The 24176-nt window shown below is 35.6% G+C and carries 30 protein-coding genes; 28 read left to right on the plus strand and 2 right to left on the minus strand.

Annotated elements, in window-relative coordinates; genetic code table 11:
- The first annotated feature begins 19 nt into the window (after positions 1-19).
- Positions 20-919: an EamA family transporter RarD gene (gene rarD / locus LZ480_RS06710; protein ID WP_241368605.1), complete on the plus strand. Its 900-nt coding sequence runs from the start codon at positions 20-22 to the stop codon at positions 917-919.
- Between the two features lie 230 nt (positions 920-1149).
- Here the strand turns inward: rarD and LZ480_RS06715 are convergent, their stop codons facing one another.
- Positions 1150-1287 carry a hypothetical protein gene (locus LZ480_RS06715; RefSeq protein ID WP_241368606.1) on the minus strand — a complete coding sequence of 46 codons (138 nt, stop codon included), beginning with the start codon at positions 1285-1287 and terminating at the stop codon, positions 1150-1152.
- Between the two features lie 262 nt (positions 1288-1549).
- On the opposite strand from LZ480_RS06715, the gene LZ480_RS06720 reads away from it, so the two are divergent.
- The 24 genes from LZ480_RS06720 to LZ480_RS06835 all read left to right on the plus strand — a co-directional run bounded on the left by LZ480_RS06720 (position 1550) and on the right by LZ480_RS06835 (position 21269).
- Positions 1550-1972 (plus strand): DUF1641 domain-containing protein, encoded by a 423-nt coding sequence (locus tag LZ480_RS06720; protein ID WP_241368607.1) that lies wholly within the window; start codon positions 1550-1552, stop codon positions 1970-1972.
- Positions 1973-2010: 38 nt separating this feature from the next.
- Positions 2011-3198 carry an NAD(P)/FAD-dependent oxidoreductase gene (locus tag LZ480_RS06725; protein WP_241368608.1) on the plus strand — a complete coding sequence of 396 codons (1188 nt, stop codon included), beginning with the start codon at positions 2011-2013 and terminating at the stop codon, positions 3196-3198.
- A gap of 820 nt (positions 3199-4018) precedes the next feature.
- The gene (locus LZ480_RS06730) at positions 4019-4642 is read left to right on the plus strand and encodes a serine protease (protein ID WP_241368609.1); all 624 of its coding nucleotides are present in this window, start codon (positions 4019-4021) and stop codon (positions 4640-4642) included.
- 17 nt (positions 4643-4659) lie between these two features.
- Entirely contained in the window at positions 4660-5994 is a 1335-nt protein-coding gene (locus tag LZ480_RS06735; protein ID WP_241368610.1) for a hypothetical protein, read from the plus strand.
- Between the two features lie 221 nt (positions 5995-6215).
- Positions 6216-6857: a cyclic di-AMP binding protein CbpA gene (gene cbpA, locus LZ480_RS06740; RefSeq protein WP_241368611.1), complete on the plus strand. Its 642-nt coding sequence runs from the start codon at positions 6216-6218 to the stop codon at positions 6855-6857.
- 40 nt (positions 6858-6897) lie between these two features.
- Positions 6898-7914, plus strand: a complete 1017-nt coding sequence (locus LZ480_RS06745) for an aminoglycoside phosphotransferase family protein (protein ID WP_241368612.1) — start codon at positions 6898-6900, stop codon at positions 7912-7914.
- A 457-nt stretch (positions 7915-8371) separates the two neighbouring features.
- Positions 8372-8680 carry a hypothetical protein gene (locus tag LZ480_RS06750; RefSeq protein WP_241368613.1) on the plus strand — a complete coding sequence of 103 codons (309 nt, stop codon included), beginning with the start codon at positions 8372-8374 and terminating at the stop codon, positions 8678-8680.
- Between the two features lie 324 nt (positions 8681-9004).
- Positions 9005-9649: an HAD family hydrolase gene (locus tag LZ480_RS06755; protein WP_255731240.1), complete on the plus strand. Its 645-nt coding sequence runs from the start codon at positions 9005-9007 to the stop codon at positions 9647-9649.
- On the plus strand, positions 9646-10263 hold the full coding sequence (locus LZ480_RS06760) for an NUDIX hydrolase (RefSeq protein WP_241368614.1): 618 nt from the start codon (positions 9646-9648) through the stop codon (positions 10261-10263). Before LZ480_RS06755 ends, LZ480_RS06760 begins: the two co-directional genes overlap by 4 nt.
- Positions 10264-10327: 64 nt before the next feature.
- On the plus strand, positions 10328-10531 hold the full coding sequence (locus LZ480_RS06765; RefSeq protein ID WP_241368615.1) for a hypothetical protein: 204 nt from the start codon (positions 10328-10330) through the stop codon (positions 10529-10531).
- Positions 10532-10589: 58 nt separating this feature from the next.
- Complete coding sequence (locus LZ480_RS06770; RefSeq protein WP_241368616.1) at positions 10590-11057, plus strand: DinB family protein; 468 nt, start codon at positions 10590-10592, stop codon at positions 11055-11057.
- A gap of 91 nt (positions 11058-11148) precedes the next feature.
- On the plus strand, positions 11149-12006 hold the full coding sequence (locus LZ480_RS06775) for a DUF3888 domain-containing protein (RefSeq protein ID WP_241368617.1): 858 nt from the start codon (positions 11149-11151) through the stop codon (positions 12004-12006).
- Positions 12007-12265: 259 nt separating this feature from the next.
- On the plus strand, positions 12266-13078 hold the full coding sequence (locus LZ480_RS06780; protein ID WP_241368618.1) for an alpha/beta hydrolase family protein: 813 nt from the start codon (positions 12266-12268) through the stop codon (positions 13076-13078).
- A 22-nt stretch (positions 13079-13100) separates the two neighbouring features.
- Positions 13101-13541 carry an NUDIX hydrolase gene (locus LZ480_RS06785; protein ID WP_241368619.1) on the plus strand — a complete coding sequence of 147 codons (441 nt, stop codon included), beginning with the start codon at positions 13101-13103 and terminating at the stop codon, positions 13539-13541.
- A 426-nt stretch (positions 13542-13967) separates the two neighbouring features.
- Positions 13968-14390, plus strand: a complete 423-nt coding sequence (locus LZ480_RS06790; RefSeq protein WP_241368620.1) for a hypothetical protein — start codon at positions 13968-13970, stop codon at positions 14388-14390.
- Between the two features lie 374 nt (positions 14391-14764).
- Positions 14765-15637, plus strand: coding sequence for an aminoglycoside phosphotransferase family protein (locus tag LZ480_RS06795; RefSeq protein ID WP_241368621.1), 873 nt, complete (start codon positions 14765-14767; stop codon positions 15635-15637).
- Between the two features lie 348 nt (positions 15638-15985).
- On the plus strand, positions 15986-16168 hold the full coding sequence (locus LZ480_RS06800; RefSeq protein WP_241368622.1) for a hypothetical protein: 183 nt from the start codon (positions 15986-15988) through the stop codon (positions 16166-16168).
- 270 nt (positions 16169-16438) lie between these two features.
- Entirely contained in the window at positions 16439-16849 is a 411-nt protein-coding gene (locus tag LZ480_RS06805; RefSeq protein ID WP_241368623.1) for a GNAT family N-acetyltransferase, read from the plus strand.
- 300 nt (positions 16850-17149) lie between these two features.
- Positions 17150-17953, plus strand: coding sequence for an alpha/beta fold hydrolase (locus tag LZ480_RS06810; protein WP_241368624.1), 804 nt, complete (start codon positions 17150-17152; stop codon positions 17951-17953).
- Positions 17954-18158: 205 nt separating this feature from the next.
- Entirely contained in the window at positions 18159-18755 is a 597-nt protein-coding gene (locus LZ480_RS06815; RefSeq protein ID WP_241368625.1) for a class I SAM-dependent methyltransferase, read from the plus strand.
- Positions 18756-19119: 364 nt separating this feature from the next.
- The gene (locus LZ480_RS06820) at positions 19120-19539 is read left to right on the plus strand and encodes a DUF4181 domain-containing protein (protein WP_241368626.1); all 420 of its coding nucleotides are present in this window, start codon (positions 19120-19122) and stop codon (positions 19537-19539) included.
- A gap of 167 nt (positions 19540-19706) precedes the next feature.
- A complete protein-coding gene (locus LZ480_RS06825; RefSeq protein WP_241368627.1) occupies positions 19707-20261 on the plus strand; it encodes a hypothetical protein in 555 nt (184 codons plus the stop codon).
- Positions 20262-20383: 122 nt separating this feature from the next.
- Entirely contained in the window at positions 20384-20890 is a 507-nt protein-coding gene (locus LZ480_RS06830; RefSeq protein WP_241368628.1) for a hypothetical protein, read from the plus strand.
- A gap of 46 nt (positions 20891-20936) precedes the next feature.
- Positions 20937-21269, plus strand: coding sequence for a hypothetical protein (locus LZ480_RS06835; RefSeq protein WP_241368629.1), 333 nt, complete (start codon positions 20937-20939; stop codon positions 21267-21269).
- Positions 21270-21486: 217 nt separating this feature from the next.
- Here LZ480_RS06835 and LZ480_RS06840 read toward each other — a convergent pair whose 3' ends face one another.
- Entirely contained in the window at positions 21487-21996 is a 510-nt protein-coding gene (locus LZ480_RS06840; RefSeq protein ID WP_241367460.1) for a DUF3231 family protein, read from the minus strand.
- Positions 21997-22315: 319 nt separating this feature from the next.
- On the opposite strand from LZ480_RS06840, the gene LZ480_RS06845 reads away from it, so the two are divergent.
- From LZ480_RS06845 to LZ480_RS06850, 3 genes are all read left to right on the plus strand, one after another.
- On the plus strand, positions 22316-22708 hold the full coding sequence (locus LZ480_RS06845; protein WP_241368630.1) for a DUF4181 domain-containing protein: 393 nt from the start codon (positions 22316-22318) through the stop codon (positions 22706-22708).
- A gap of 224 nt (positions 22709-22932) precedes the next feature.
- On the plus strand, positions 22933-23070 hold the full coding sequence (locus LZ480_RS20045; RefSeq protein WP_408641591.1) for a CPCC family cysteine-rich protein: 138 nt from the start codon (positions 22933-22935) through the stop codon (positions 23068-23070).
- Between the two features lie 127 nt (positions 23071-23197).
- Entirely contained in the window at positions 23198-23737 is a 540-nt protein-coding gene (locus LZ480_RS06850; protein ID WP_021254967.1) for a GNAT family N-acetyltransferase, read from the plus strand.
- Positions 23738-24176 lie beyond the last annotated feature (439 nt).

Here is a 24176-nt window from a genome sequence, read left to right on the forward strand (position 1 = left end):
ATTCATAGAAGGTGCAAGTATGTCACAACAAAAACAAGGCATCCTGTTTGCGGCAGGAGCCTATTTAATGTGGGGGCTTATCCCACTTTATTGGAAACAAGTGCAGAATGTTTCGAGTCTGGAAATTTTAGCGGGGCGAGTTATTTGGTCATTCGTTTTTACGGCGCTCTTTGTATTACTCATCAAACAGCGCAAGGAATTAATGGCAGATATTAGATCGCTATGGGGGAGACAAGCTCAGTTTTGGTCGCTCTTCATTGCATCTCTAGTTATAAGTGTCAACTGGGGTGTGTATATTTGGGCGGTCAATAATGAGCACTTACTACAGGCGAGTTTAGGTTATTACATTAACCCACTTATTTCTGTGCTCTTCGGTTTGATTATCTTTAAGGAAAAGCTATCAGGTGCAACGATTGTAGCTGTCATTATCGCAGCAATTGGCGTAGCCTATCAAGCGATTTTAGGTGGGACGATTCCATGGGTGTCCCTAACACTTGCGTTATCATTTTCAATTTATGGTGTGCTGAAAAAGAAAATTCCGCTAGATGCAACGCGCGGCTTGGCAATTGAAACATTATTTATATTACCAATCGCAATTATAGGATATATTTACTTAATGCAGACGACGGACATTGCCTTTTTACATGTGGATATGAAAACTAACCTATTATTAATAGGAAGTGGTATTATAACGGCATTACCACTTGTGCTTTTTGCAAAAGGAGCACAAAAAATTCCATTATATTTATTGGGCTTCGTGCAGTTTTTATCGCCAACGATGAGTTTAGTAATCGGAATCTTTGTTTATAAAGAGCCCTTTACAATGACGGAGCTATTTACGTTTAGCTGTATTTGGCTTGCGGTACTTATTTTTTCTGCTGGGAAATTTATCGAAGTGAGAAAGCGAAAATTGATCTAACTTGTTTCAGCAAAAGTCCCTCACTCGAATAACTAGGGAATAAATGCTAAAAATGTCCTCCGTTCAGCGGGGGTTCAAATTATGGCTGAATCAAGTTACTGCCTCCGGCGGATGTCACAGATTTTTTAATGGAGTTTTTCGAGCGGGCTCGAAAAAAATCTGGACGCAATTACGCCGAGGTGTAATTGATATGTACAGCTCCTTGTAAACATTGTTTACGAGGAGTTTTTTTATCCAAAAACAACACGCATGAAACTACCAATGATGATAATGCAAATGAAGGCGATTAATCCGACCTTTGTAAATTCAAATAACGAATATTGTTTCCTCGAAAACAGATCACGTTTATAACGTGGAGTATTGCGCATAATAATACCTCCAAAATAAGTTTTTACTTATAATTTGCAGTAATATATCTGTTTATTATACCAAAAATTGCGCGAAAAATAGCACTAAGAATTCAGAATATTGTTAAATTTGATTTTTCTCTCTTATATTCTAATTTTCTAATTGTAACAACCGAATCTTTGTGCTAGGATTGCTTATTGAATGATAATGTGAAAGTTTAAACATAGCTTTTGGACTTTTCATGAAGAAAAAAATATTAAGTGTTGGCAAAGGAGAGTTATTATGTCAGAAATGAATAATCAGGTAGAAAAAGTGTCTGTTACACAAGAACAATTAGACGTACTAGACCAACTATTAAAGCCAGAGGTACAAGCTTCGTTAACAACTTTAGTTGACAACTTACCTAAGTTAGCAGAAATGACAACTTTATTAACAAAGGCATATGATTTCGCGACTGCAGTAGCAACTGACGAAACATTAAAAAGTGATACAGTTGCAGCTGTAACAGAAATGGCTAGCCCAGTAGTAGATACAGCAAAATCTTTAGCTCAAACGGCTATCGAAGCAAAAGACCGTGCTGAAGTTTCAAATGAAACAGTAGGTGTATTTGGTTTATTAAAAATGTTAAAAGACCCACAAGTTCAAGGCGCATTACGTTTTGCCAATGCATTTTTAGCTGTAGCAGCTGAGAAAAAAGACAAATAATTAATTCGCACAATCTAATTTAATTGGAGGATGTTATCATGGTAACAAAAGATATCGTTATTTTAGGTGCTGGTTTTGCTGGTGTTTTAGCTGCTCAAACAGCTCGCAAATATTTAAATACGTTAGAAGCAAACATTACAGTTGTAAACCAGTTCCCAACGCACCAAATCATTACAGAATTACACCGTTTAGCTGGTGGTACAATTAAAGAGGGCGCTGTTTCTCTATCTTTAGAAAAAATCTTCAAAGGTAAAGACATCAACCTTGAAATCGCAAAAGTAAACAGCTTCAACGCTGACAAAAAAGAAGTTCAACTTTCAAATGGTAAAACTTTATCATACGATACATTAGTTGTTGCTTTAGGTTCTCAAACAGGATTCTTCGGTATCCCAGGCTTAGAAGAAAATTCATTCGTATTAAAATCAGTTGACGAAGCAAATGCTATCCGTGAGCATATCGAAGCACGTATCGCCGAATATGCAAAATCAAAAAATGAAGCAGATGCAACGATCGTTATCGGCGGTGGCGGTTTAACAGGTGTTGAGCTTGTTGGTGAAATCGTAGACCACTTCCCGAAAGTAGCTGCGAAATACGGCGTACCTTTCGAAGATTTAAAAATCAAATTAGTAGAAGCTGGTCCAAAAATCTTACCAGTATTCCCAGACAACTTAATTGCTCGTGCGACTGAATCATTAGCAAAACGTGGTGTTGAGTTCATCACTTCAACTCCTGTAACAGGTGTTGAAGGCAATGTTATTCAATTAAAAGACCGTGAGCCAATCGTTGCGAACACATTAGTATGGACTGGTGGGGTAGCTCCACTTCCATTAGTTGGTGAATCAGGTCTTAACTGTGACCGTGGTAAAGCAACAATCAACGACTTCTTACAATCTACTTCTCACCCAGAAGTATTTGTATTAGGTGATGCTTCTGCACACATTCCAAACCCAGGCGACCGCCCAACTTACGCGCCAACTGCTCAAGTAGCATGGCAACAAGGTGAGCAAGCTGGTTACAACATCTTTGCTCAAATTAAAGGTCACGACATGAAAGCATTCCAGTTCACAAACTCTGGTACTTTAGGTTCTTTAGGACGTAAAGACGGTATCGCAACTATTGGTGCAAACAATACACAATTAGTTGGTTTACCAGCTTCATTAATGAAAGAAGCTTCAAACATTCGTTATATGACGCATATTAAAGCGTTATTCGGTTTAGCGTACTAAGCCAATCCCAATCATAATAATAGCAAAGCCGCTTAGAATTTATTTTCTAGGCGGTTTTTTTCTGTTGAAAGTTGAACATTTTATCCTTTTTTCTATGAAAGGAACTAATAAATTAAACTACATACTAACATTGAGTAAACTTACTAACAAAAAATGGATTGAGTGCAGTGTTACTTATTTTCGGCGGGCTACGGCATGACAGCATTATGGCCACGTGGTACGTGTCCATACTACTGTCTTTAATGCCGCATGCAAGGCCCGCCAAATTAAAATGTTCGTTATTAATAAAGGTAAAAGAGTCCAATGTTGCCACTTGCGCTATCGCGAGGCGGCGGTGATGAATAAAATAGTACGCTGTATACAATTCTGTATCTTTGATTAAAAGTTAGCTTTGTAAATAAAATTGGCTACATTGATTGCGTCAAAATAAAACCATACTTAGACTAATTTTTACTTAATTTTATAAACTGTGCTTGACCCAACAAACTTTTTTCGAAATATTTGTAATAAAAACTAGCTTTAGCTTGATGGTAGAGTGCCGCGAAGTGAAGGGGGCGACTCCTAGAGGATTAAGCGTGCGCGGAAAATCCACTTATATGTGCCACCGTAAGAGGCACATACAAGTTAGTTGAAGCCACGCCCTCAGGAAAGCGTCCCCCGTAGCGTAGCAGAACGGACTCTATTAGATAAATACACTTGGTGCCAAATTTTGTATTGAAAAATGCTTGTTATAAACTATATATATTTCTTTATAAGCTATAATAATATGTTAATATTTCATAAAATATGTATAATATTTTATAAATGGAGGGGTGTTGCGATGAACGTATTAGATTCAAAGGATTCGTTATTTTTTTTAACCGAGGAACAGCAACAGTATTATTCGCAGTGGCATCATTATGAGTATTACTTTAGCTTATTGCGTCATGAATTTTTACATACCCCATACGTCCTATTAACGATGGCAGATTTTGGCGTATTTTATTATTATGATGATAAAAAACTACCCGTCGTTAATTCAGAAAATGCATTTGTATTTTTATTGCGTCAATTTATGTTAGATACCACTATGAAAAACCAAAAGTTACACCGAATGAAAGCAATTACGGTAGGTAATCCTGTTCAATCATTAATAGCGGCGGCAGCAACAACGAATTTATTTTTAGATGGCTTACGCGATGTTTTACGAGAAATTCCAAAGGATGATTTAGTCTTTTTTTCAAAATACTCGAATAATTCGATGCTATTATATGACCCTCGTTTTTTGCTTAAGGAGGGCTATCCGAAGCGTCTTGTTCAATTGGAAACAACTATTTTAAAAGAGCTTCGAAACTGGATACAAGTAAACAATGACCTTTTTTCGGAAAAGGTTCAGCAAATAATACGAATGTTAGACGAAATTTCAATTATCGAACGAGAGCTATTTAGCGAATTTCAACTATAATAGGGGTGTTGGCAATCATGAAGGAACAACTGCGTATTGAAGATGAAATTTCGGAATACAAAACGAGACAATTTGCATCAATCGAGCAACAATTTGAACAGTTTCAAATGATTGTGCATGAGTGTATTCACCAAGAGCAAATTGAACAGCTCATTCAATTTATTACTGCTGAAATCGAACCATTTCTATTTTCAACATTGAACAATGAAGTGTTAGATTTAATGTTTACAATCGAGCCGATTATTAAGGAAAAATATCAGGAAAACGTAGCAATCATTTATTTGATTATGGGTCATTGTTCCTATTTTTACATGAACTTTGAAGAAGCTCGGAAATTCTATAAGCTGGCAACGAGCTATGCGATGGAATATAAGCAATTTGCGGTTTTATCGTCATCCTTGAACAAATATAATTCTTCTATGATTGAGACGGGAATCGATAGAGTATTGTGGGAAAGCAGTAAATATCCATCTATTTTTTGGGTGAAAAATAAGGGTGCCTGTAATAAATACTTTTTAGTGCGTATTATCGCGCATATTGAGCTGTCCTTGAAATTGGAGAAAAATGAGTATGCTTACCAAATTTATAATAAGTATTTTGAGCAAATACAAATTGAACTGACACCCCGCTTTAAGATACAGCTGGAATCTTTAAAGGGGGACATTTTAAATTCTTTAAACAAGTACGATGAGGCATTGATACTTTATCATAAATTGCTTAAAATCTGTATAAATGAAGTAAGTTATCGTGATTTAATCGTCGGTTTATATGAACGAATTTCAGTAATCAGTCAAAAACTAAACGACGCGCAGTTACCTTTAGAGTTACAGCAATCATACGAACAGTATTTTGAGCAACTTCATATCGATAAAGAGTATTTACAAAAACATTTGGCAATGGCCACGTCTAATTCGAATTATGTCAATAGCAGTTTTCCAATGAGCTATGACCAGTTTATCAATGAGGTAAATGAACACTTGAGCAATGCATCTTTGGAGGGGCTTTCGCTCGTAATCATTGATATAAAAATACGTGAAGATGATCGACAATTAGAAAATGAAATCCTTTTTTGTATAAACGAAAAAATACAGGACGCATTTGGCGATCGGCGATTGCTAAATACAAGGATAGATGAGACGACAATTGGCTACCTTGTTCGGGAATCAGAACTAGGTACGGAGGTACAAAGTGAGCGTGCATTTCACGAGGTGCGAAAGCTATATCCAAAAGAGGAGAGCCCGTTATCTGCAATCTATTTTGCAGCTGTGAACAATGCCGAAAATAATTTAACAACGTATGAGCAATGTCGAAAATTGGCCTATGCTTATATTTATTATGAATTTTATAAGTAAATGTTGAACCAACTTTCGCGAGTTGGTTTTTTTATTGCTTGGGTTCTTTACATATGGTGGGAGGAGAACAGGGGATTTTTTGTGGATTCGCACATATCCATGCAAAAAGCATATTACGACATTAATATTTTTCGTAAAATACAAAAAATTCTAAAAAATAGCTTTCGCATTGAGCATAAAGCCTATAAAATATAGCTAATGACATCGAAGGAGGCATCATTATGTTAGTTAAACAAAGAATCGTAAAAAAGAAAGAGGTAAGTTTTGTAAAAGAATCGGACACTATTTCACAGGTACTAGGGCAACTGAATGACAATGGTTTTCGTTGTATTCCTATTCTAGATGACAACGGCGAAAAATTTGTTGGTAACATTTATAAAGTGGAAGTACTAGAGTACAAGCTAAAAGATGGAGATATGAAACAGCCAGTCAAAAACTTAGGTATCGAAAGCGATGCATTTGTTCATGAAAACAGCTCGTTTTTTGAAGTGTTTCATTCAATCAAACAATTACCATATTTAGCGGTTGTAGATACGAAGGGGAATTTCTCAGGCATTTTACCTCACTCAAAAGTATTCGAGCTGCTTGAAGAAGCATGGGGCTATCGTACAGGAAGCTGCGCTGTAACGATTGCGTTACCTGACACGGATGGTATTTTAATTAAAGTCCTAACTGCAGTGAAAAAGGTTTGGCCATTACACTGTGTGTTCTCGCTAGATGATGATACGACCTATCTGCGACGCGTCATTATTACATTAACGAAAGGGGCTAAGCAATCGACTGTAAACGAGCTTGAACAAGCGATTACTAAGCAAGGTGCACGTATTATTGATATTGAAGTATTTGATAAGGAAAACTTTTAACTGCGCTACCTAATCGACAAAGAAGAAAATGGAGGAATAAATGAATATAGAAATTAACAAGCTGATTTATGCTTTAAACCAAATGTTCAAGAAGAATATCATCTCTACTGACTATCAAACAATGCAGTTACAGGGCGGAACGGTGGGGAATGTATCCCTAGTAACGGGAACCGCTGAAACCGTGGATGGCGAAAAATTGCCTTACCGCATCGTGCTGAAAATCCAAAAGCAATGGGAGCGTTACGGCGATCCGGATTCATGGCGCAGGGAGTATGATCTCTATTCGTCTGACTTGGGAGCGACTTTCTCGGAAGCCCTTCGTTGGCCGATATGTTATCACGCCGAGTTCAATGCCGAAGTGAATGAATACTATCTGTGGCTGGAATATATCGATGGCGTAACCGGTTTAGACTTGACCAGTGACATGTATGAAGCGGCCGCGTTGGAGTTGGGGCGCTTTCAAGGCAAGCTGTATGCGGAGCAACCCGCCGTCCTACAGAGCCTGACGAATCTAAGCCATCCGGATCTTAGGAAGAATTCGTATTTGCGTTACCGGTCATGGCCGGTCGTCTACGATTATATACGATCGGAAGACTGTGAATTGCCCTTGCACCTACGTCAAATGCTCATTGACATCGATGAGCAAGCAGACGAGATATTCGCCCGTATTGAAAAATTGCCCCTCGTGCTATGTCACAGGGACTTCTGGGTAACCAATCTTATTTATGCTGACGGGAATATCGCGCTTATCGATTGGGATACTAGCGGATGGGGCTACCTGGGCGAGGATCTTGCAAGCCTAATCGCGGATGAATCGGATATCGATAACATGGTCGAAAACTACCAGCGCTGCATCCCTGCGTATTACAAAGGCTTTTCGGAGTATGCGGATGTTTCCCAAATTTCCGATCCTTGTGTCTACGAGCTAATCCTTCTTGTATTTGGGTACAGGCTTGTCGAGGGGTATCTCCACACAGAGGCTGAAGACGTAAAGACGGAGCATGTCCAAATTCTCCAAAAAATCTATGAAATGAAAACCATACCCGTTATGGTTTAATAAAATGAACAGGCTATTACATCAGCCTGTTATCTGAGAGAACTGAAAAAAAGCAATTGTGGCAATGGATTTTCATTCCCACAATTGCTTTTGTTAATAGTTAAACTTTTTTGCGGCTTTTTTATTTGGCTCATCACCATAAGTTGGAGGTGACATGGTTTATCATTAAAATGTAGATTCGCACGTATATTTTAAAATTCACCCGCAAATGCTCTGAAATCGCACGTAAATTCAATAAAACGCACATAAACATCGGAAGTTCGCACGTATCTTGCATAATTTCGCACATATCAGCGCATCCCATCATTCCAATCACGTGATAGTCCTCCAAAGCAATTATCAAAACCGACTTGAAATTCACCCCCATGTTTCGGTGGTAATCCTATATTTGAAACCTTTCCCATTATTTACCGTTAAGTATTGTTAGACAACAATTAAAAATAGAAAGAGGGATAGGATGGGTTGGCTTAATATTGGTAGTCTCTTACTTGGACTAATCGCTTGGATTCTTCCAGTTATTTATCTCATGCGAAATAAAAAACATGAACATAAGAATTGGGGCGTCCTTTCCGTTATCAGCGTCAGTGCCTGTGCAATGGCGATTAGTTTTCAGATTTTCTATAATTATCATTTAGTAATAATTAAGGATTGGACGGCGCTAATGGACACAACGCGTGCAGTAGTGATAGCCACAGCAGTTCTTCTCGTTTTTACATTTATATTAAATGGACTTACTTATATTGTATATCGACAGAGCAAAAAGTAGGGCATTAATACCCCGTTCGTACGATTGAAATATTCTGTGTAAATAAGCTAACGGTGGCTATATTACTTCAATTACAGGGGCTTTAGTTGAAAAATGAACTTCAAAAACGGGCGCATATATGTTGAATAACACTTAGATTTTCAATCAACTTTATTTAAGGGCGAAGTATTGCGTAATTGAAGCTTCAAAATTCTTTATTGTCACTCAACAAGAAGGGTTTAATTGGAAAATATAGAATTGTTAAGGGAACGGGATAGATAATATTTTAACTATTAATGTAAGCGTGAAGATTGCGGTCCTTATGCTAAACCAAAGGAGCTAATTATGAAAGCTGTAGTGTTTGATTTTGATGGAACATTGGCGAATACTTTACCGATTTGTTTTTATGCTTTTCAAACTGTATTTAAAGAATTTGATAAAAGGGATCTTACTACAATTGAAATTAAAGAAATGTTTGGTCCTTCTGAAACAGGTATTATTAGAAATAATCTTTTAAATCCTAATAAGGAAGATGCGATTGAATACTTCTATAAAAAGTATTCGGAATTACATAAAAGTTTGGTAGTAGACAATCCTGAAATCCTAGAATTATTGAAGTCCTTGAAAGAAGCAGAAATAAAAATAGGTATTTTTACGGGGAAGGCTAAAAGAAGTTTAGATATCTCTATAAAAGCTTTAGATATGGAGGGTTTGTTTGATGTCATTATAACTGGTGATGATGTTGTAATACCTAAACCTGATCCAGAGGGTTTACTGAAAGCCTTACATCTTCTAAAAGTAGAAAATTCTGAGGCGATTTACATTGGAGATAGTGATGCGGATATTGTTGCCGGTATACAAGCAAATGTTTATACAATTGGTGTACAGTGGTTACCCGAATATCAAACATCTGAATTTAGTGTGCAACCTGACTCAATTCTAAAAAGTGTTAAGGAATTTAAGAGTACCATTAAAGTAGGTGGCTTATGAGTAATCAATGGTTGGAGTGGGCAAAAAGAATTCAAGCATTATCACAGACAGGATTAGCCTTTTCTAAAGATATATTTGATATTGAGCGTTACGAGGAATTACGTAAGATTAGTGTAGAGATTATGTCAGAATACACTGAACTTGAAATGAGCAAAATTAAGGATTTGTTTACGAATGAAACGGGTTACCAAACACCTAAAGTCGATATTCGAGGTGTCGTTTTTAAAAAAAATCAGATTTTAATGGTACAAGAAAAAAATGATGATAAATGGGCTTTACCAGGAGGGTTTTGTGATATTGGATTATCCCCTTCAGAGAATGTAGTAAAAGAAATTAAAGAAGAATCTGGTTATGATGTACTCCCAATCAGATTACTTGCTTTATTGGATAAGAATAAACACCCACATCCACCAGACCCATATCATTACTATAAGATATTTATATTGTGTGAGATTATTGGCGGGGAAGCTACTGTAGGTATTGAAACAAGTAACATTCAATTTTTTTCGGAACACAATTTACCGCAGCTTTCTACTAATAGAAATACCGAGTCTCAAATTAAGACACTCTTTGAATTTTTGCAGACTCCTGAAAAGGAAACACTATTTGATTAAAAATGCGAGTCATTCTATTCAACAAACGTGCCAGATTGTTTCATCATGTTTATAGGGGGATTTTATGATTAAGTCTTTAAAAGGGCAATTTATCTTATCTATTTTTGTTGCTATTGGCTTTGTTTATACTACTTTTTCTAATGTTGAGTTTAATGTTGACAAGAGCCTTCTATCCGTTCGAATAATATTTTTCTTCATCATGATTGTATCGGTATTTAATGCGGGATTATTGACGGAAAAATACATTCAAACAAGAAAGAAGAAATAATTCTTATTCTACTATCATGCGCTTTTTAGACTAACAATTAAACATTGGGGTGTTTTCCATGATTAAATTTTTTGAGTATAACTGGCAGGTAAGGGACGAATGGTTTAACTGGTGTAAACAATTATCAACCGAAGATTTGTTAAAAGACCGTATTGGAGGAGTAGGAAGTATTTTATATACTCTTTTTCATATAATTGATGTGGAGTATAGTTGGATTCGTGCCATTGAGGGTAAAGACGATGTGGTAGTTCAGTTTAATGATTATAATACCCTTGAAAAAGTTAAATCTCTTTCAGATACATTTCGTAATGACATTGTTAAGTTTATACAAACAAATTCGGATGAATCAAATGATCAACTTGTGTCTGTTCCTTGGGATGAAGATACTTATTCAAGAAGTGGAATATTACATCATATAGTTGCTCACGAAATTCATCATGTTGGCCAACTTTCTGTTTGGGCAAGAGAAGTAGAATTAAGTCCAGTTTCAGCTAATTTTATTGGGAGAGACTTCAAATTAATTTAATTCTTATTCAAGAAAAGGGCCTTTTAGTTGAAGAATAATATAAAGATTACAGGGGAAAATACTCTTTACATCTATATTTAAGGAGTATTCGATGAAGAAAATCCTATTAATATTATTTTTTGTACTTCTTAGTATCTATAGTAATAACCATCAATTGGTTGCGGAAAAACCCCCGAATGAGGCCTTATACAAAGATGCTTTGATAACATTAACTTCAGGAAATCATGTTTCCCAAAGTGAACAACCTGATTATAAACTAATTTATGATACATTGATTACAACCCTTGACCCATCCATACAAAAGGAAATTATTAATTATTATGGCTATCCCAAGCAATATGGTTTATATGATGCTAAGATTCTGAGTATTACAAGAGAGCATGAGGGCAGTTTTGGTTTTAATGCAGAAGTCCAAGTCACAACATTTGAACATGCACATGACCCTCCTTATGGTAAGGAAACAATAACTTTTAATATAAGTCCATTTGGGATTAAGACCATTAGCTTTCAACATGAGGGCGATAAATTAGAAAAGGATATAAATGAATTTTATAAAGCAACACTTTCAGATATTAAACAGTCTTTTAATTTGAATTTAGGGTCTTACTCTTCTTACACATACAATCAATTGCAATACCAAGCAGAAATAAATAATGAATTTAAATCTCTTTTTAATATTGCAGAACAAATAGTAACCAACATATTGCTTCCTGAGAGAAAGATACCCAACAAAAATGTTATTGACCCTGTAACCTTTATTAAAGACAATACAGGTTATATGTTCTTTAAAAAGTCTGATGGGACAAATGTAAAATATAAAGTACAAAAGAAAGATGGTAATTGGATAGTAACAGATAAAAATAATAAACAAGGTAAGAAAATGGATTATAAATTACCGTGGTATGTATGGGAAAAAATAAGCCTACTGATTCAGTTAGTTTTTTTATAATGTGAAATGTGTGTATGGTTTCAGTTTGTAGTATTCGAAGCGGGCTTTCAAACTGAATTTTTAGCGGTATTGAACGATATTGTGTCATAATTTTTATTCTACAAATGGGCGCTATCCTTGAACAAGGATAAGTGCTCATTTTTCTTAAAAGGGCCAGATTGTGGAGAACTACACTTAAACTATTTAGGCAGGATAATTAAAGTACGGTGTTGAAGTGAACAAAAAGGCTGATAATTGAAATAATAATGGGAGGTTACTTATGACAAAAATGATCTTAGAAACAAATATAGTAAATGATATTCCAATTTTAAGTATTTATCAGGAGAAAATATATAATAGTCCTTTGGTATTTTTTATTCACGGTTATGGGGCGGATCGTGAACAAGCTATCGATTTTGGATATATGCTTGCAAAGAAAGGCTTTTATTACGTGAGTATGGATTGTAAAGGACATGGGGAAAGAAAAGTTGAAAATGAGAGCAATAGATTCACTCAAGTTTTTCCACGAGATACCGGCTTAGATACATACGTCCATATGCACGAAGTTATTGAACAATCAGCAATCGATATACAAAACTTAATTGAATACTTTAAGGGCATTGAGAGGATTGATGCAAATAAAATTGGACTATCCGGTTTTTCTATGGGAGGTTATGCGGCATTCTATATAGCGGCAAATAACCCCGATATAAAGGTAGCTATTCCTATAGCAGGTAAACCTTCATTTACAAAAGCCTGGCTGGACTCCATTACTTCAACCGCTACCTATGAACAATGGCGTACACAGATTCATGATGCGGAGAGAGAAGTTGAAAAACGAACTGAGTACTTTCAACTACTAGACCCTTTCGAAAAGATGAGTGGTTTCTTTCCTAAGCCATTGCTAATTATTAATGGCGACCAGGATATTGATTCACCTTACTTTTATTCATTGGAACTCTACAAGAACTTATTACCGCTGTATTCTGAACAACCTAATAATTTTAAACTTAGTATGCCTTTCATTAATCATCAATTTAATTATGATATTAAGCAAGAAGCGTGCGACTGGTTTGAAAAACATCTGGGTTAATTCCAAAAAATGAGGTGTAAATTTGAAACTCGCATTTTATTATTTAGATTTTGTAAATGAAACTAAGTTAGAATTTGCAGTAATAAGTGCCATTTATAAAGGAAAGTGGGTTTATGTGAGACATAAAGATAGAGAAACGTGGGAAATTGCGGGTGGTCATAGGGAACAGGGAGAAACAATCGAGGAAGCAGCAAAAAGAGAATTATTTGAAGAAACTGGTTGTATAGATGTTGATTTAATTCCAATTTGCGATTATTCAATGGATGATTCTGTTACCAAAAATTTTGGAAGGTTATATTTTGGGAGAATTAAGGAGATTTGTCAGTTGCCGGTTTCGGAAATTGCTGAGATAAAGTTGTTTGATAGTCTTCCAGATAATCTTACTTATTCAGAAATTCAACCAAAGCTATATGAAAAAACACTTGCTTTTATTCAGGATTGTGAAGTTATGCACTTAAAGTAACGGGGACTAACGTAAATATCAAATTCTACTTTCAGTTCTTATTAATACGGTCAATACAAATAAAAAAACTCTCTAGGATTAATATAATATAGGGTAAATAGTATAATAAAATAAAACCAGACCTTATATTTAGAGATTTTGAGTTTGATTATATATAATCAAACTTTTTATTTGTATATAAAAATACATCCATTAAATCAATCTTTTTTGAGATAATGGATGTATTTTTTATATTTCATTAAGTGTAGCTTTGTAATAAAGATTGATTAAAATCATCTATCCTCTGTATATTCCTTAGAGGTTAGATGATTTTTTATTGGATATTTATGTTAATGTAAATGTGAGGATTGTGAAGAAATGTACTTAAACTAACGGAGCAGTTTAGTTGAATAAGAATACAGACATAATAATATCGGAGGTGTTGTAATGATTACGGTAAAAAATGCTGAAAGTCATCTTAAAGATAAAATTGGTGAAGACACTGATGATGTAAAAAAAGTTTGGGAAACATTTAAGGATTTCTGTAAAGAGCCAGTTGAGGGAGAAGAAGATAAAGAAATCCTATTTCAATGTGGTGTTTATGATTTTACTGGAAAAGAACTATTTCATCTTGATTTTGTACGTCAGTTTACTGTTTATGAAGAAGATGAGTATTCTCGTATGGAACATCTTCACTGTGAATTTTTATTTAAACCAACAGATGAAATAAGTAAGTTAGAAATAGGAGAATGGTCAATGGATTATGAAGATATAGATGATTTTTTTAATCATATAGAAAACCTTCAGGAGTTTAAAATACCTTTGAATTTAAGACCGATAAAAACAGAAATATATCAAGAAGAAGTTTAAACCTTATTTCACTAACGGGGGCTTTACTTGAAGATAATTGAGTTGCTTATGCAGCTCCTTTTTTCTTTATTGAACTAACGGAGCAGTTTAGTTGAATAGTATTATCTAACTGATGTTCAACAATCGGGTCAAATAGTGGAATAAAACTTCCAAACGAAGTTGGATTCATGTAAAATTTGATACAAGATTGTGAACAAATATTCTTAATGGGTAGCAATGCGCCATAAGAATCCACCAAAAACTAAGGTGTAACTTCTATTGACACGAGGGGGATACAATGTAATGCATTTAACTAGATGGAAATGTCAGGACATTTGTGCTAGACGTGGCGATCACAAATTTTACGTTACAGCAACCGGGGAGGGGATATTTCGATGGGCGAGAAAATGCATGTTGACGAATTAGAAATTGACGAGCGGCTCGTGCGTCGTTTGCTTGTCGATCAGTTCCCCCACTGGGCAGAATTGCCCCTGTCGCGGGTCGAGCCAGTTGGAACAGTACACGCCATTTTCCGACTTGGCGACGAATATTCCGTTCGGCTCGCACGGAGGGAAGGACCGACGACACCGGGAGGTCGCGAGCTCACATGGCTCCCAAAACTCACACCCTTGGTTCCGCTTGAAATCCCTGTGCCTATAGCTCAGGGGCGTCCCAATAATGAATATCCATGGTTTTGGGAGGTACAAACGTGGCTTCAGGGCGAGACGGTGCCGATAGAAGCGATTGACGAGGTTCAGGCAGCGCGTGATCTCGCATCGTTCGTCGCAGCGCTGCAACAAGTCGATTCATCGGGAGGGCCGTTAGGACGCGGCATTCCTTTGGCCCAACGGGATGAGGACTTCCGATACTGGTTGGCACGATTCGATGGCGACCCAGCGGTGTCTGCTGTGTGGGAGTCGGCTCTTGCTGCGCCTCAGTGGAACGGTCCTCCTGTTTGGCATCACGGCGATCTAGATGCACGTAACTGGCTTGTACGAGATAAGCGTATCAGCGGTGTGATTGATTGGGAAACAATGGGCATTGGAGATCCCGCGTGCGATTTGATGGTCGCATGGAAGTTGCATTCTCCTGTGGCACGCGATGCGTTCCGTAAGGCTCTCCCGATGGACGACGCTACATGGGCAAGGGCCCGCGGATGGGTCGTATCACAGGCAGTCGCAATCCTTGCTTACTACACGCCGCAAAACAATCCGATTTTGTACAATGAGGCGAAAGCCTGGCTAGACCTAGCGCTGAGAGACGATTGATTTAATTGACACGCAACTGGAGGAGTGCCAACCCCCTCCTTGTTCAACACCGAAATAGAAGCCCCTTGAACATATGAGGGGCGTTAGTTTAAGAACAATTCAGTGATTTCAGAATTGAGACATATCTTAGTTATGTCATTAAAGGGCGCGATTGTTGAAGAAGCGTCGCTATTCTTATTAAACAAACGGGGGCTTTACTTGAAGAACAAAGAGTTGCATATGCAGCTCTTTTTTTATTGTTGAACTAAAGGAGCAGGTTAGTTTAATAAGAGGTTTCTTTAGTAATAACGTAGAAGTAATTATTAAACAGATGATATTAGCATCGTTATAGTTTAGGAGGAGAAAGGAATGAGCCAAAAAAAACAAGATAAAATCCAAAAGCAATTAAAGGTTCAAGGTATATATAGAAAGGTAAAACAACAAAGTAGAGGAGTTAAAGACGATAAAAATGATAACAAAATAGGTGTAATTATTGTAAATATTTGTGTTGTATTAGCGGTTTTAGGTATTATACTAAAGGCATTTTTTTAAGTATTCTAGATTGTTTTATTGGGGAATTTGAACTTAGAAAATTGCACTTAAACTAACGAGGGCGATTGTTCAATTAGAGAAATCGCCTATTGTGCTAACGGGGCAGTTTAGTTTAAAAAGGTATTTTTTGATAGTAAGCAGGAATATGATGAAGAATGTCGAAATAGTAATATACAACAACTTACTGCAATAAATCGAAAGGAGGTATAAGACAGTGGAAAAATTGTGGAACAACTCTTCGAAATAATATATTTTGAGGAGGAAAAATTAATGACGATAAATTTTGTTAATAGTAAAAAAATAAATAGAGAACAATTAGAAAGATTATATAATGACGTAGAATGGTATGCTTATACACAAGATTTAGAAGTTCTTCAGCACGCATTAGAACAGTCATTAGAAGTTATATCTGCTTGGAATGGTGAAGAATTAGTTGGGTTAATTCGTATTGTTGGTGATGGATTAACGATTATCTATATTCAAGATATTCTTGTGTTAAATTCCTATCAAAATCAAGGAATTGCTACTCAAATGATGGAACAAGTTCTGAAGAAATATAAAAATGTTCGTCAAAAAGTTTTATTAACTGAAGAAGCCCCTGATGTAAGACATTTTTATGAAAAGAATGGTTTCCAATCTTGCGATAAGGGTTCTTCAGTAGCATTTGCTAAGCTAAATTAAATTAGGGTCCATTCAAATTTATTTAATATTTTACTATTGAAAAACAAGTAAACCAGAGTTCACCTAATTTATAGGTTTAACTCTGGTTTTTTTGTGAAAAATCCGTGTTTGTGAAAGGATGTACTTAAACTAACAGGGGCTATAGCAGAACAAGACTACCTTCAGGTTAGATTTTTCTTCTTGTACGAACGGAGCAGGTTAGTTGAATAAGGAAGTCTGTTAAAATTGTGATATATGTATGGGAGGATTAATTGTTCATGTCAGTACATTTGGTTTACAGGGAAAGGGGGAAACAAATACATGTCAATTTACCATAAAGTAATTGGAGAAGGATATCCCATCGTTATGTTGCATGGTTGGACGCTTGACCATCAAGTGATGTTACATGCAATGGAACCGTTATTCGAGAAACGAAGCGGTTGGAAGAGAATATACATAGACTTACCAGGAATGGGGCAATCCGAATCACAAACATCTATTCAGAACTCGGATGATATTTTAGAAGCAATATTACGTCTTTTGGACGAGATTATCCCTAGTCAACCGTTTATTATTTGTGGTAATTCATATGGTGGGTACATTGCCAGAGGTATAGTTCATTCACTGCAGGACACAGTTCGTGGATTACTGATGATGGCACCATTGACAATACCTGAATTCGATGAAAGGGTAGTACCTCAGCAGACGGTTCTAAAAAGAGACAGCATCTTGATTTCACATTTGTCTCCAGAAGACGCTGATGAATTTTGTTCCATGGGGGTAGTGCAAGGTAAAACTGAATGGGAGAGATTTCGAAATGAAATTTTACTTCCATCTAAAAAAACAAATTATGAATTCTTAAACCACATTCGTCAAAATGGATATGGCTTTACCTTCGATATTTCATCTAAATTTGAATTTCCTACGCTAATTATCACAGGGCGTCAGGACAATGTAGTAGGATACCACGATGCGTGGCGGCTAATTGAAGATTACCCAAGGGCAACTTTTGCAGTGCTTGATATGGCTGGCCACAACCTACAAATCGAACAAACCGATGTATTTAATGCATTAGTTCATAACTGGTTAAACAGACTTGAGTCGGAAAAATTTCGACTGGTATAACTTTTCATAAATTTGAGTTTCCGGTTGCGCTAACGGAGTGCTTTACTTGAAGATCATTGAGTTGCATATGCAGCTCTTTTTTTCTTTATTTAACTAAAGAGGCAGTTTACTTAAACAAGAACTGATAAAAATGGAACTTATAACCTTTTCAATCGTATTTAGTAAGTGACATAAAGAGTTGGAAGAAGTGATAGGAGGAATGGATTTGAACTTGCTAAATAATTTGATAGAACAAGCTAAGAACCCTAATGGAATTGTAGGTTCTTTTATGTTAAGGATAATGAACACCGCCCATATTCAAATGAATAAATGGGCATTGGAGAAGATAAAAGTAAGGGGAAAAACTGTAATATTGGATGTGGGTTGTGGTGGAGGAAAGACGCTGCAATTACTGTCAAAAATAAATGCATATGGGAAGATATACGGTATAGATTATTCCGACCAGGCAGTAAAAGATTCAATAAGAACCAATAAAGTAGATGTTGCAACTGGTAAAGTACACGTTCAGCAAGCAAGTGTGACTGATATTCCGTTTCCAGAAAATGTTTTTGATATTATCACTGCGTTTCAAACACATTACTTTTGGGTGGATTTAGAAAACAGTGTAAAAGAAGTTTTTAGAGTATTGAAACAAGACGGCTATTTCTGTATTGTTGCCGAGGTATACAAAATTAATTACCATATGAAAACCTATAAAACAAAGGAAGATATGGAGCAGCTGTTTAAAAAAACGGGGTTTAACACAGTAGAGTTTTATGTACATCCAAATAATAAATGGATTTGTATTAAAGGAATTAAATAATGTGAAAAATAAACCAATTAATAAACCAATTAATAAACATCCTTATCCAACTAACGGGGGCTTTACTTGAAGAACATTGAGTTGCATATGCAGCTCTTTTTTCTTATTGAACTAAAGGGGCAGGTTAGTTGAATAGCGTTGATTAACTTGTGTTCAACCATCGGGCCATTATCTTGAATAACATATTTATAAGTTGATGCATTTTTTCTTAAACTAATGTAGCAGGTTAGTTTAAAAGTGGTGTTTAACTTATGTTCAACAAGCGAGCAACTTTATCGAAGATGAGTATTGTTTTGAATAAGTAAGTTTGAAATAATTGGAACAGGAAGATAAAAAAGAGATATTTGTTAGGTGGTGATTATTCGTGGGGGATGTTTTTGCAAAGTTAATTTTACTGTTGTCAATTTTTGGACTTTTTCTCTTTTTAATTAATAAATTTTTGAGAAAATGGCTTAACGTTAAAAAGAAAAAATTATTCTCCTATAACCATGTAAATGATAAACACAAAAAAATTGATTGGACCATTAGAATTATTTTTATTTTCTTTTTGTTTATAAGTTTTTTCATTAACGTCAACCGTGATCCTTTAGAGCACATTTGGTTTTTAGAAACGCATATTCTTATGTTTGTTTTTATTATTGTATCTGAAATAGTTAGAGTAATTATGGAGAAGAGATATGCAGAAAATAAGAATGATTACATTTTTTCGGCTATTCAATTAGTGGTAATATCAATATTTTTACTTTCGGTGTTTTCGACTGACTTTTATGGATTGTTTGGATGATAAAGATTTTTTTTTTCAATATTCGGGCGCGATTGTTTAATAATCGTCGCTGTTCTTCTTCAACTAACAGGGCTTTACTTAAAGATCATGGAGTTGCATATGCAACTCTTTTTTCTTCTTGAACTAACGGGGCAGGTTAGTTGAATTATGGGGGGGGGGGAGTTACGTTGACAAATATTATTATCGAACAAGCAAAACGTGGCTTGAAAGGTTTTGCAATCGGTTTTTTCCATACTAGCGGACATTATGGTAGGTATCAAGAGGAATATTATAAATATTTTGGAGACCCAGATTTTGAAACTAGAAAATATTCAATCGCTGCATTTACTTGTATGTTGGGTACTTGGGAAACAGGTTATTGCCGGGTATTTCAGCCAATAAAAGAATGGGAAGAATTAAAACAAAGGAGCTCACATCCCTCAAATCAAATACGTTTTTATCGCTTTAAAGATTATGTGTATGAATTGTTAGAACATCACGAACAGATCGAAAAAGAATTTCCTTATATGTTTGAACATATTATCTTCTGTTTGATAAACATTGAGAAAGAAAAAGGGATTAGTTATGAAGATTGGTTTCCTGAACATAACCCGAACATGTTTAAGCGATTAAGAGAAGAAATATTGATTCCTAAAAAACATTTAGCCGAAAAACATAGCCTATTTAAATACTTGTTGAAAGAAATAGGTATTGGGCCTTTTTTTGAATCGGATAAGTTTTAATTAAAGATACAGCAGAGCATTATCGTAATTTATCTACGGGTTCTTTAATGGAAAACCTGGTGCGCCGCTTAGGCGGCTCTTCTTCTTCTTCTTCTTCTTCTTGAACTAACGGGGCAGTTTAGTTGAACAAGAGTTGTTACTTTCATTCAATATTAACGTCTACTGTAAATAAAGGGGGGAGTACAATTATAAAGATTTCTGTATTAATTATTATTGGACTGATTATGATAGGAATGTTTATTTTTGAACCGTTTCATTTAGAACCACCTACACCAAACGTAACAATAGGAGATGGTGATATTCCTACTACACAAGGTTCGTATTGTTGGAAGGGGATACTTTCAGCTCAGTGTAAAGATATGGCTTATACAAGCCTGTTTGATATGGCAAGTACGCATAAACCAACAGTTGTATCTTCAAATGAAAAAATAAAAATTGAATTTAAGAAAGCCCCCATTGCTGGGACAATGAAGGTAGAGCAATGGGTAGATGAAGACAATATACAAAAAGTTGAAGTTAAAAATGGCTTAATTGTGGTTCCTAAAGAAAAAGGTGTATACGCTTATCATGTAATAGCTAATTGGGAACAAGGAGACGGAAACTATGCCTTTTCAATAGAAGTAAAATAAACCTTATTGAACTAACGGGGCAGGATAGTGAAGGAAGGGGAATTTTATGAAGAGTAAAAGTATTTTATTGTCGGCTATAACAATTTCTGTTGCCTTTTTGATTGTTTTTTTAATTTATAATTCTGTTTCGTCTGTGTTAACTGTAACTGATTTTACTGTCACTGAAAAAGGGTATTCTAACGATAACAATGAAGCATGGATAAAGGGATTTAACCCCAATGCCCCAGTGGGACATCAAGAAGAGATTAAAGTAATTGTTAGGGAACCAATGGTAATGAATTTAATTCAGAAAGATAAGACATACTTCGTAAGATACACGATAAAAAGAAATGATTTAATTTTTCTTAGTGATATTGAAACTATTGAGGATCACAAATAAGCTTAGTTCTTCAACTAACGGGGGCTTTACTTGAAGATCATTGAGTTGCATATGCAGCTTACTATAAACAGATATACCAAAGTCGAATTATAAATTTCATCACTATATTGAATGAATATTTGAAAGAAAAAGTGCAGTAGAGATATTCACTAAATACTCAGTTAAATTTAAAAATCCCCAGTTTTATACTGGGGAACTAATTATTTGGTGGTTCTAATTATTTTTCTGGATGATTTACATGTAATGGTGGAGGTACAAGCCAACCTTTATCTTTATTAAGGCGTAATAGTTTGGCACCAAGCAGTGCTTTAGCTGTATGGAATTGACCATACATTAAGCCAATGTCTTCTCTAATTGACATACCCATTGCTTGACTACAAGCAACTAAACAAGCAGCAGCGTCCAATGATAATGCGGCACTAATTTCAGGATCATTAAACTTTGCACCAGGAGGGATATCTTCTAGTCTTGCATCTGCACGTTCAGGCGGTGCAGGAGGTAATGCAATGCCATTGGTTTTTAGAATCTCTTCTAAAGGTTTAACTTCCTCTTTTATACCTTGAACAAATTCTTCTATGATTTTTTTCAAGTCTTTATCACCAGCATGATTATAAAATGTTTGATACCCAGCAATCATGCCATAGTTTGCAGCAAGATTTGTCCAGATACTGAATACCTCACCATAATGTAATGGTTCGTCTTTTGGATTACCGCTAAACATACCCATACTTGCACTTCCTTTTCTGTTTTTTTGCCATATTCAAAACAAGGATAGTATAGGCAAAATCAGAAATGTAATTCATTAAAAAATTAATTTTACTGAACAATATGAGGTAATGAATAAATAAGTAAATACACTTTTCATTGCGATTATGCAAGAATTTGTGAAGACTCACACTTAAACCAACGGGGGCTTTACTTGAAGAACATTGAGTTGCTTAGGCAGCTCTATTTTCTTATTGAACTAACGGGGCAGTTTAGTTAAACTAGTTAGCTGGAAATATTAAGGCACAATAAAGAATACAAAGAGCTGAATGGGGGATTAAATGGGAGGTTTTGTTTGGGGGCTTTTGATTTTAAATATTGTTATTTTAACTTTGTTTTTCTTATTAGAAAAACTAATAAATAAGTTACTTGGTGTTGAAAAGAAAAAGATGTCTGAATATGCTGGTAAAAAAGTTGACCTATTGGTGAATTTCATTACTTATATTATCTTTTTATGCACTGTTCCTCTTTCGATTTATTTAACACGGGACATAAATGTTGTGAAGTGGTATTGGATTCTTGGTTCGATATTCATATTCGGTTTTCATTCTATTCTGGAGTGGAAGTACATGAAGAACTCAAAGCAATATATTACTACACTTATTTTATTAATTTTAAGTGTGATTTTTATTTATAATATAAGGTACGTTTTTTCGATTATCGGTGTGATGTAGTTTACTAAACAGATATGCCATTGTGAAAGAATGTACTTAAACTAAAGGGGCAGTTTAGTGCAACAAGGAGTACCTTCAAAATTATAGGGATTTACAACGCTAGGTTAAGAAATGTGACCAAACGACGCTTTGGGGGCTTTATTCTTCAACTAACGCAACAATTCAGTTGAAGAAGGATATGCTAAAATAAAGTCATGAAATAATTAGTAATTTAGGAGATAATTATGAAAAAATATACCTGTACTTGTTATGATTTTAAAACATTTTCGGAAAAAAACGGGAGTTATGAAATTTGTACGGTATGTTTTTGGCAAGATGATGCTGTAATGAATGCCAATCCAGATTATTGGGGGTGGTGCTAATGATGTATGTTTAAGGCAGGCACAAAAGGACGCGCCGCCTGTCTGCGCTTCGCCCTTGCCCTTGGGGACGGGAACGGCGTTACGGGCAGATGCAGCGAATTTATATTTTCGGAAGTAGGGAAGAAAAATGATTGAATTAAGAAAAATTACCCACGATAATTTTGAGGCAGTGTTGAAGCTAAGCATAACAGACGAGCAGAAAGGAAATGTGGATTCCAGCATATATTGTTTGGCTAAAGCCTATGTAAAGATACTCAACGACGAAAAACCTCCTATGATCTTCGCTATATGCAACAATGATGAAGTTATAGGATATGTCGATATTGGATTTTTCGAACTGGCGGAAAGTGCATTTTTATGTGAAAAATATGGAGATAAATCTACTTATGGACTTAATCGCTTTATGATTGATAAAAAGCATCAAGGCAAAGGATTTGGCAAACAAGCAATGATGAAAGTTATTGATTACATAAAGTCGTTTCCACAAGGAAAAGCCGATGCAGTTGCTACATCATATTGGATGGTAAACGAAGCCGTCCGGAAGTTGTTTGCGTCTGTCGGTTTCGTTGAAACAGGAGCGATATGGGACGGACAAACAGGGGGTAATTGGAATGCAGAAAGAAAAGATATAGAGTATGCAGAAGTAGGTGCCAGACTCGGATTATAAAGCTAACAATTTGAATAGTGCATCGTACAGTATAAGACCAACTATGCGAAGTCAAACGTCCGTTTGAGAATATTAAAGCCCATCTTTTAAGAGATGGGCTCATTCTGTCTGATTAATATGTTCTAACGGTTACAGGTATAAACTCTTTTATGTACTGTTCCATTTCAATCAATGAATCTGTAAATATCATCGCCTTTTGATCAGCTTCTGATAAAAAGTCACTTGTTACCAGACGTTAGTGTTGCAGCACTAATGTCTTTTTTTATGCACTCTTATTACTGCAAGTATATAACTACGCTAGATCTTTTGGCAAGTTCAGGTGGCATTGTTGTAGCACTACATACTATATACATTACAAATTCAATAAACGTTCCCAAACGCAAGTTTGGATACAGACTTAAATGCCATGAATGTTGTGAATGATATGCTCCCCATTAGA

The organism is Solibacillus palustris (assembly GCF_022549215.1).
In the GTDB taxonomy this organism is placed as follows: Bacteria; Bacillota; Bacilli; order Bacillales_A; family Planococcaceae; genus Solibacillus; species Solibacillus daqui.

Bases quoted from the DNA above. Each gene is read 5' to 3' on its own strand.
- rarD (WP_241368605.1), top strand. From the start codon at position 20: ATGTCACAACAAAAACAAGGCATCCTGTTTGCGGCAGGAGCCTATTTA.
- LZ480_RS06715 (WP_241368606.1), bottom strand. From the start codon at position 1,287: ATGCGCAATACTCCACGTTATAAACGTGATCTGTTTTCGAGGAAACAA.
- LZ480_RS06720 (WP_241368607.1), top strand. From the start codon at position 1,550: ATGTCAGAAATGAATAATCAGGTAGAAAAAGTGTCTGTTACACAAGAA.
- LZ480_RS06725 (WP_241368608.1), top strand. From the start codon at position 2,011: ATGGTAACAAAAGATATCGTTATTTTAGGTGCTGGTTTTGCTGGTGTT.
- LZ480_RS06730 (WP_241368609.1), top strand. From the start codon at position 4,019: ATGAACGTATTAGATTCAAAGGATTCGTTATTTTTTTTAACCGAGGAA.
- LZ480_RS06735 (WP_241368610.1), top strand. From the start codon at position 4,660: ATGAAGGAACAACTGCGTATTGAAGATGAAATTTCGGAATACAAAACG.
- cbpA (WP_241368611.1), top strand. From the start codon at position 6,216: ATGTTAGTTAAACAAAGAATCGTAAAAAAGAAAGAGGTAAGTTTTGTA.
- LZ480_RS06745 (WP_241368612.1), top strand. From the start codon at position 6,898: ATGAATATAGAAATTAACAAGCTGATTTATGCTTTAAACCAAATGTTC.
- LZ480_RS06750 (WP_241368613.1), top strand. From the start codon at position 8,372: ATGGGTTGGCTTAATATTGGTAGTCTCTTACTTGGACTAATCGCTTGG.
- LZ480_RS06755 (WP_255731240.1), top strand. From the start codon at position 9,005: ATGAAAGCTGTAGTGTTTGATTTTGATGGAACATTGGCGAATACTTTA.
- LZ480_RS06760 (WP_241368614.1), top strand. From the start codon at position 9,646: ATGAGTAATCAATGGTTGGAGTGGGCAAAAAGAATTCAAGCATTATCA.
- LZ480_RS06765 (WP_241368615.1), top strand. From the start codon at position 10,328: ATGATTAAGTCTTTAAAAGGGCAATTTATCTTATCTATTTTTGTTGCT.
- LZ480_RS06770 (WP_241368616.1), top strand. From the start codon at position 10,590: ATGATTAAATTTTTTGAGTATAACTGGCAGGTAAGGGACGAATGGTTT.
- LZ480_RS06775 (WP_241368617.1), top strand. From the start codon at position 11,149: ATGAAGAAAATCCTATTAATATTATTTTTTGTACTTCTTAGTATCTAT.
- LZ480_RS06780 (WP_241368618.1), top strand. From the start codon at position 12,266: ATGACAAAAATGATCTTAGAAACAAATATAGTAAATGATATTCCAATT.
- LZ480_RS06790 (WP_241368620.1), top strand. From the start codon at position 13,968: ATGATTACGGTAAAAAATGCTGAAAGTCATCTTAAAGATAAAATTGGT.
- LZ480_RS06795 (WP_241368621.1), top strand. From the start codon at position 14,765: ATGGGCGAGAAAATGCATGTTGACGAATTAGAAATTGACGAGCGGCTC.
- LZ480_RS06800 (WP_241368622.1), top strand. From the start codon at position 15,986: ATGAGCCAAAAAAAACAAGATAAAATCCAAAAGCAATTAAAGGTTCAA.
- LZ480_RS06805 (WP_241368623.1), top strand. From the start codon at position 16,439: ATGACGATAAATTTTGTTAATAGTAAAAAAATAAATAGAGAACAATTA.
- LZ480_RS06810 (WP_241368624.1), top strand. From the start codon at position 17,150: ATGTCAATTTACCATAAAGTAATTGGAGAAGGATATCCCATCGTTATG.
- LZ480_RS06835 (WP_241368629.1), top strand. From the start codon at position 20,937: ATGAAGAGTAAAAGTATTTTATTGTCGGCTATAACAATTTCTGTTGCC.
- LZ480_RS06840 (WP_241367460.1), bottom strand. From the start codon at position 21,996: ATGGGTATGTTTAGCGGTAATCCAAAAGACGAACCATTACATTATGGT.
- LZ480_RS06845 (WP_241368630.1), top strand. From the start codon at position 22,316: ATGGGAGGTTTTGTTTGGGGGCTTTTGATTTTAAATATTGTTATTTTA.
- LZ480_RS20045 (WP_408641591.1), top strand. From the start codon at position 22,933: ATGAAAAAATATACCTGTACTTGTTATGATTTTAAAACATTTTCGGAA.
- LZ480_RS06850 (WP_021254967.1), top strand. From the start codon at position 23,198: ATGATTGAATTAAGAAAAATTACCCACGATAATTTTGAGGCAGTGTTG.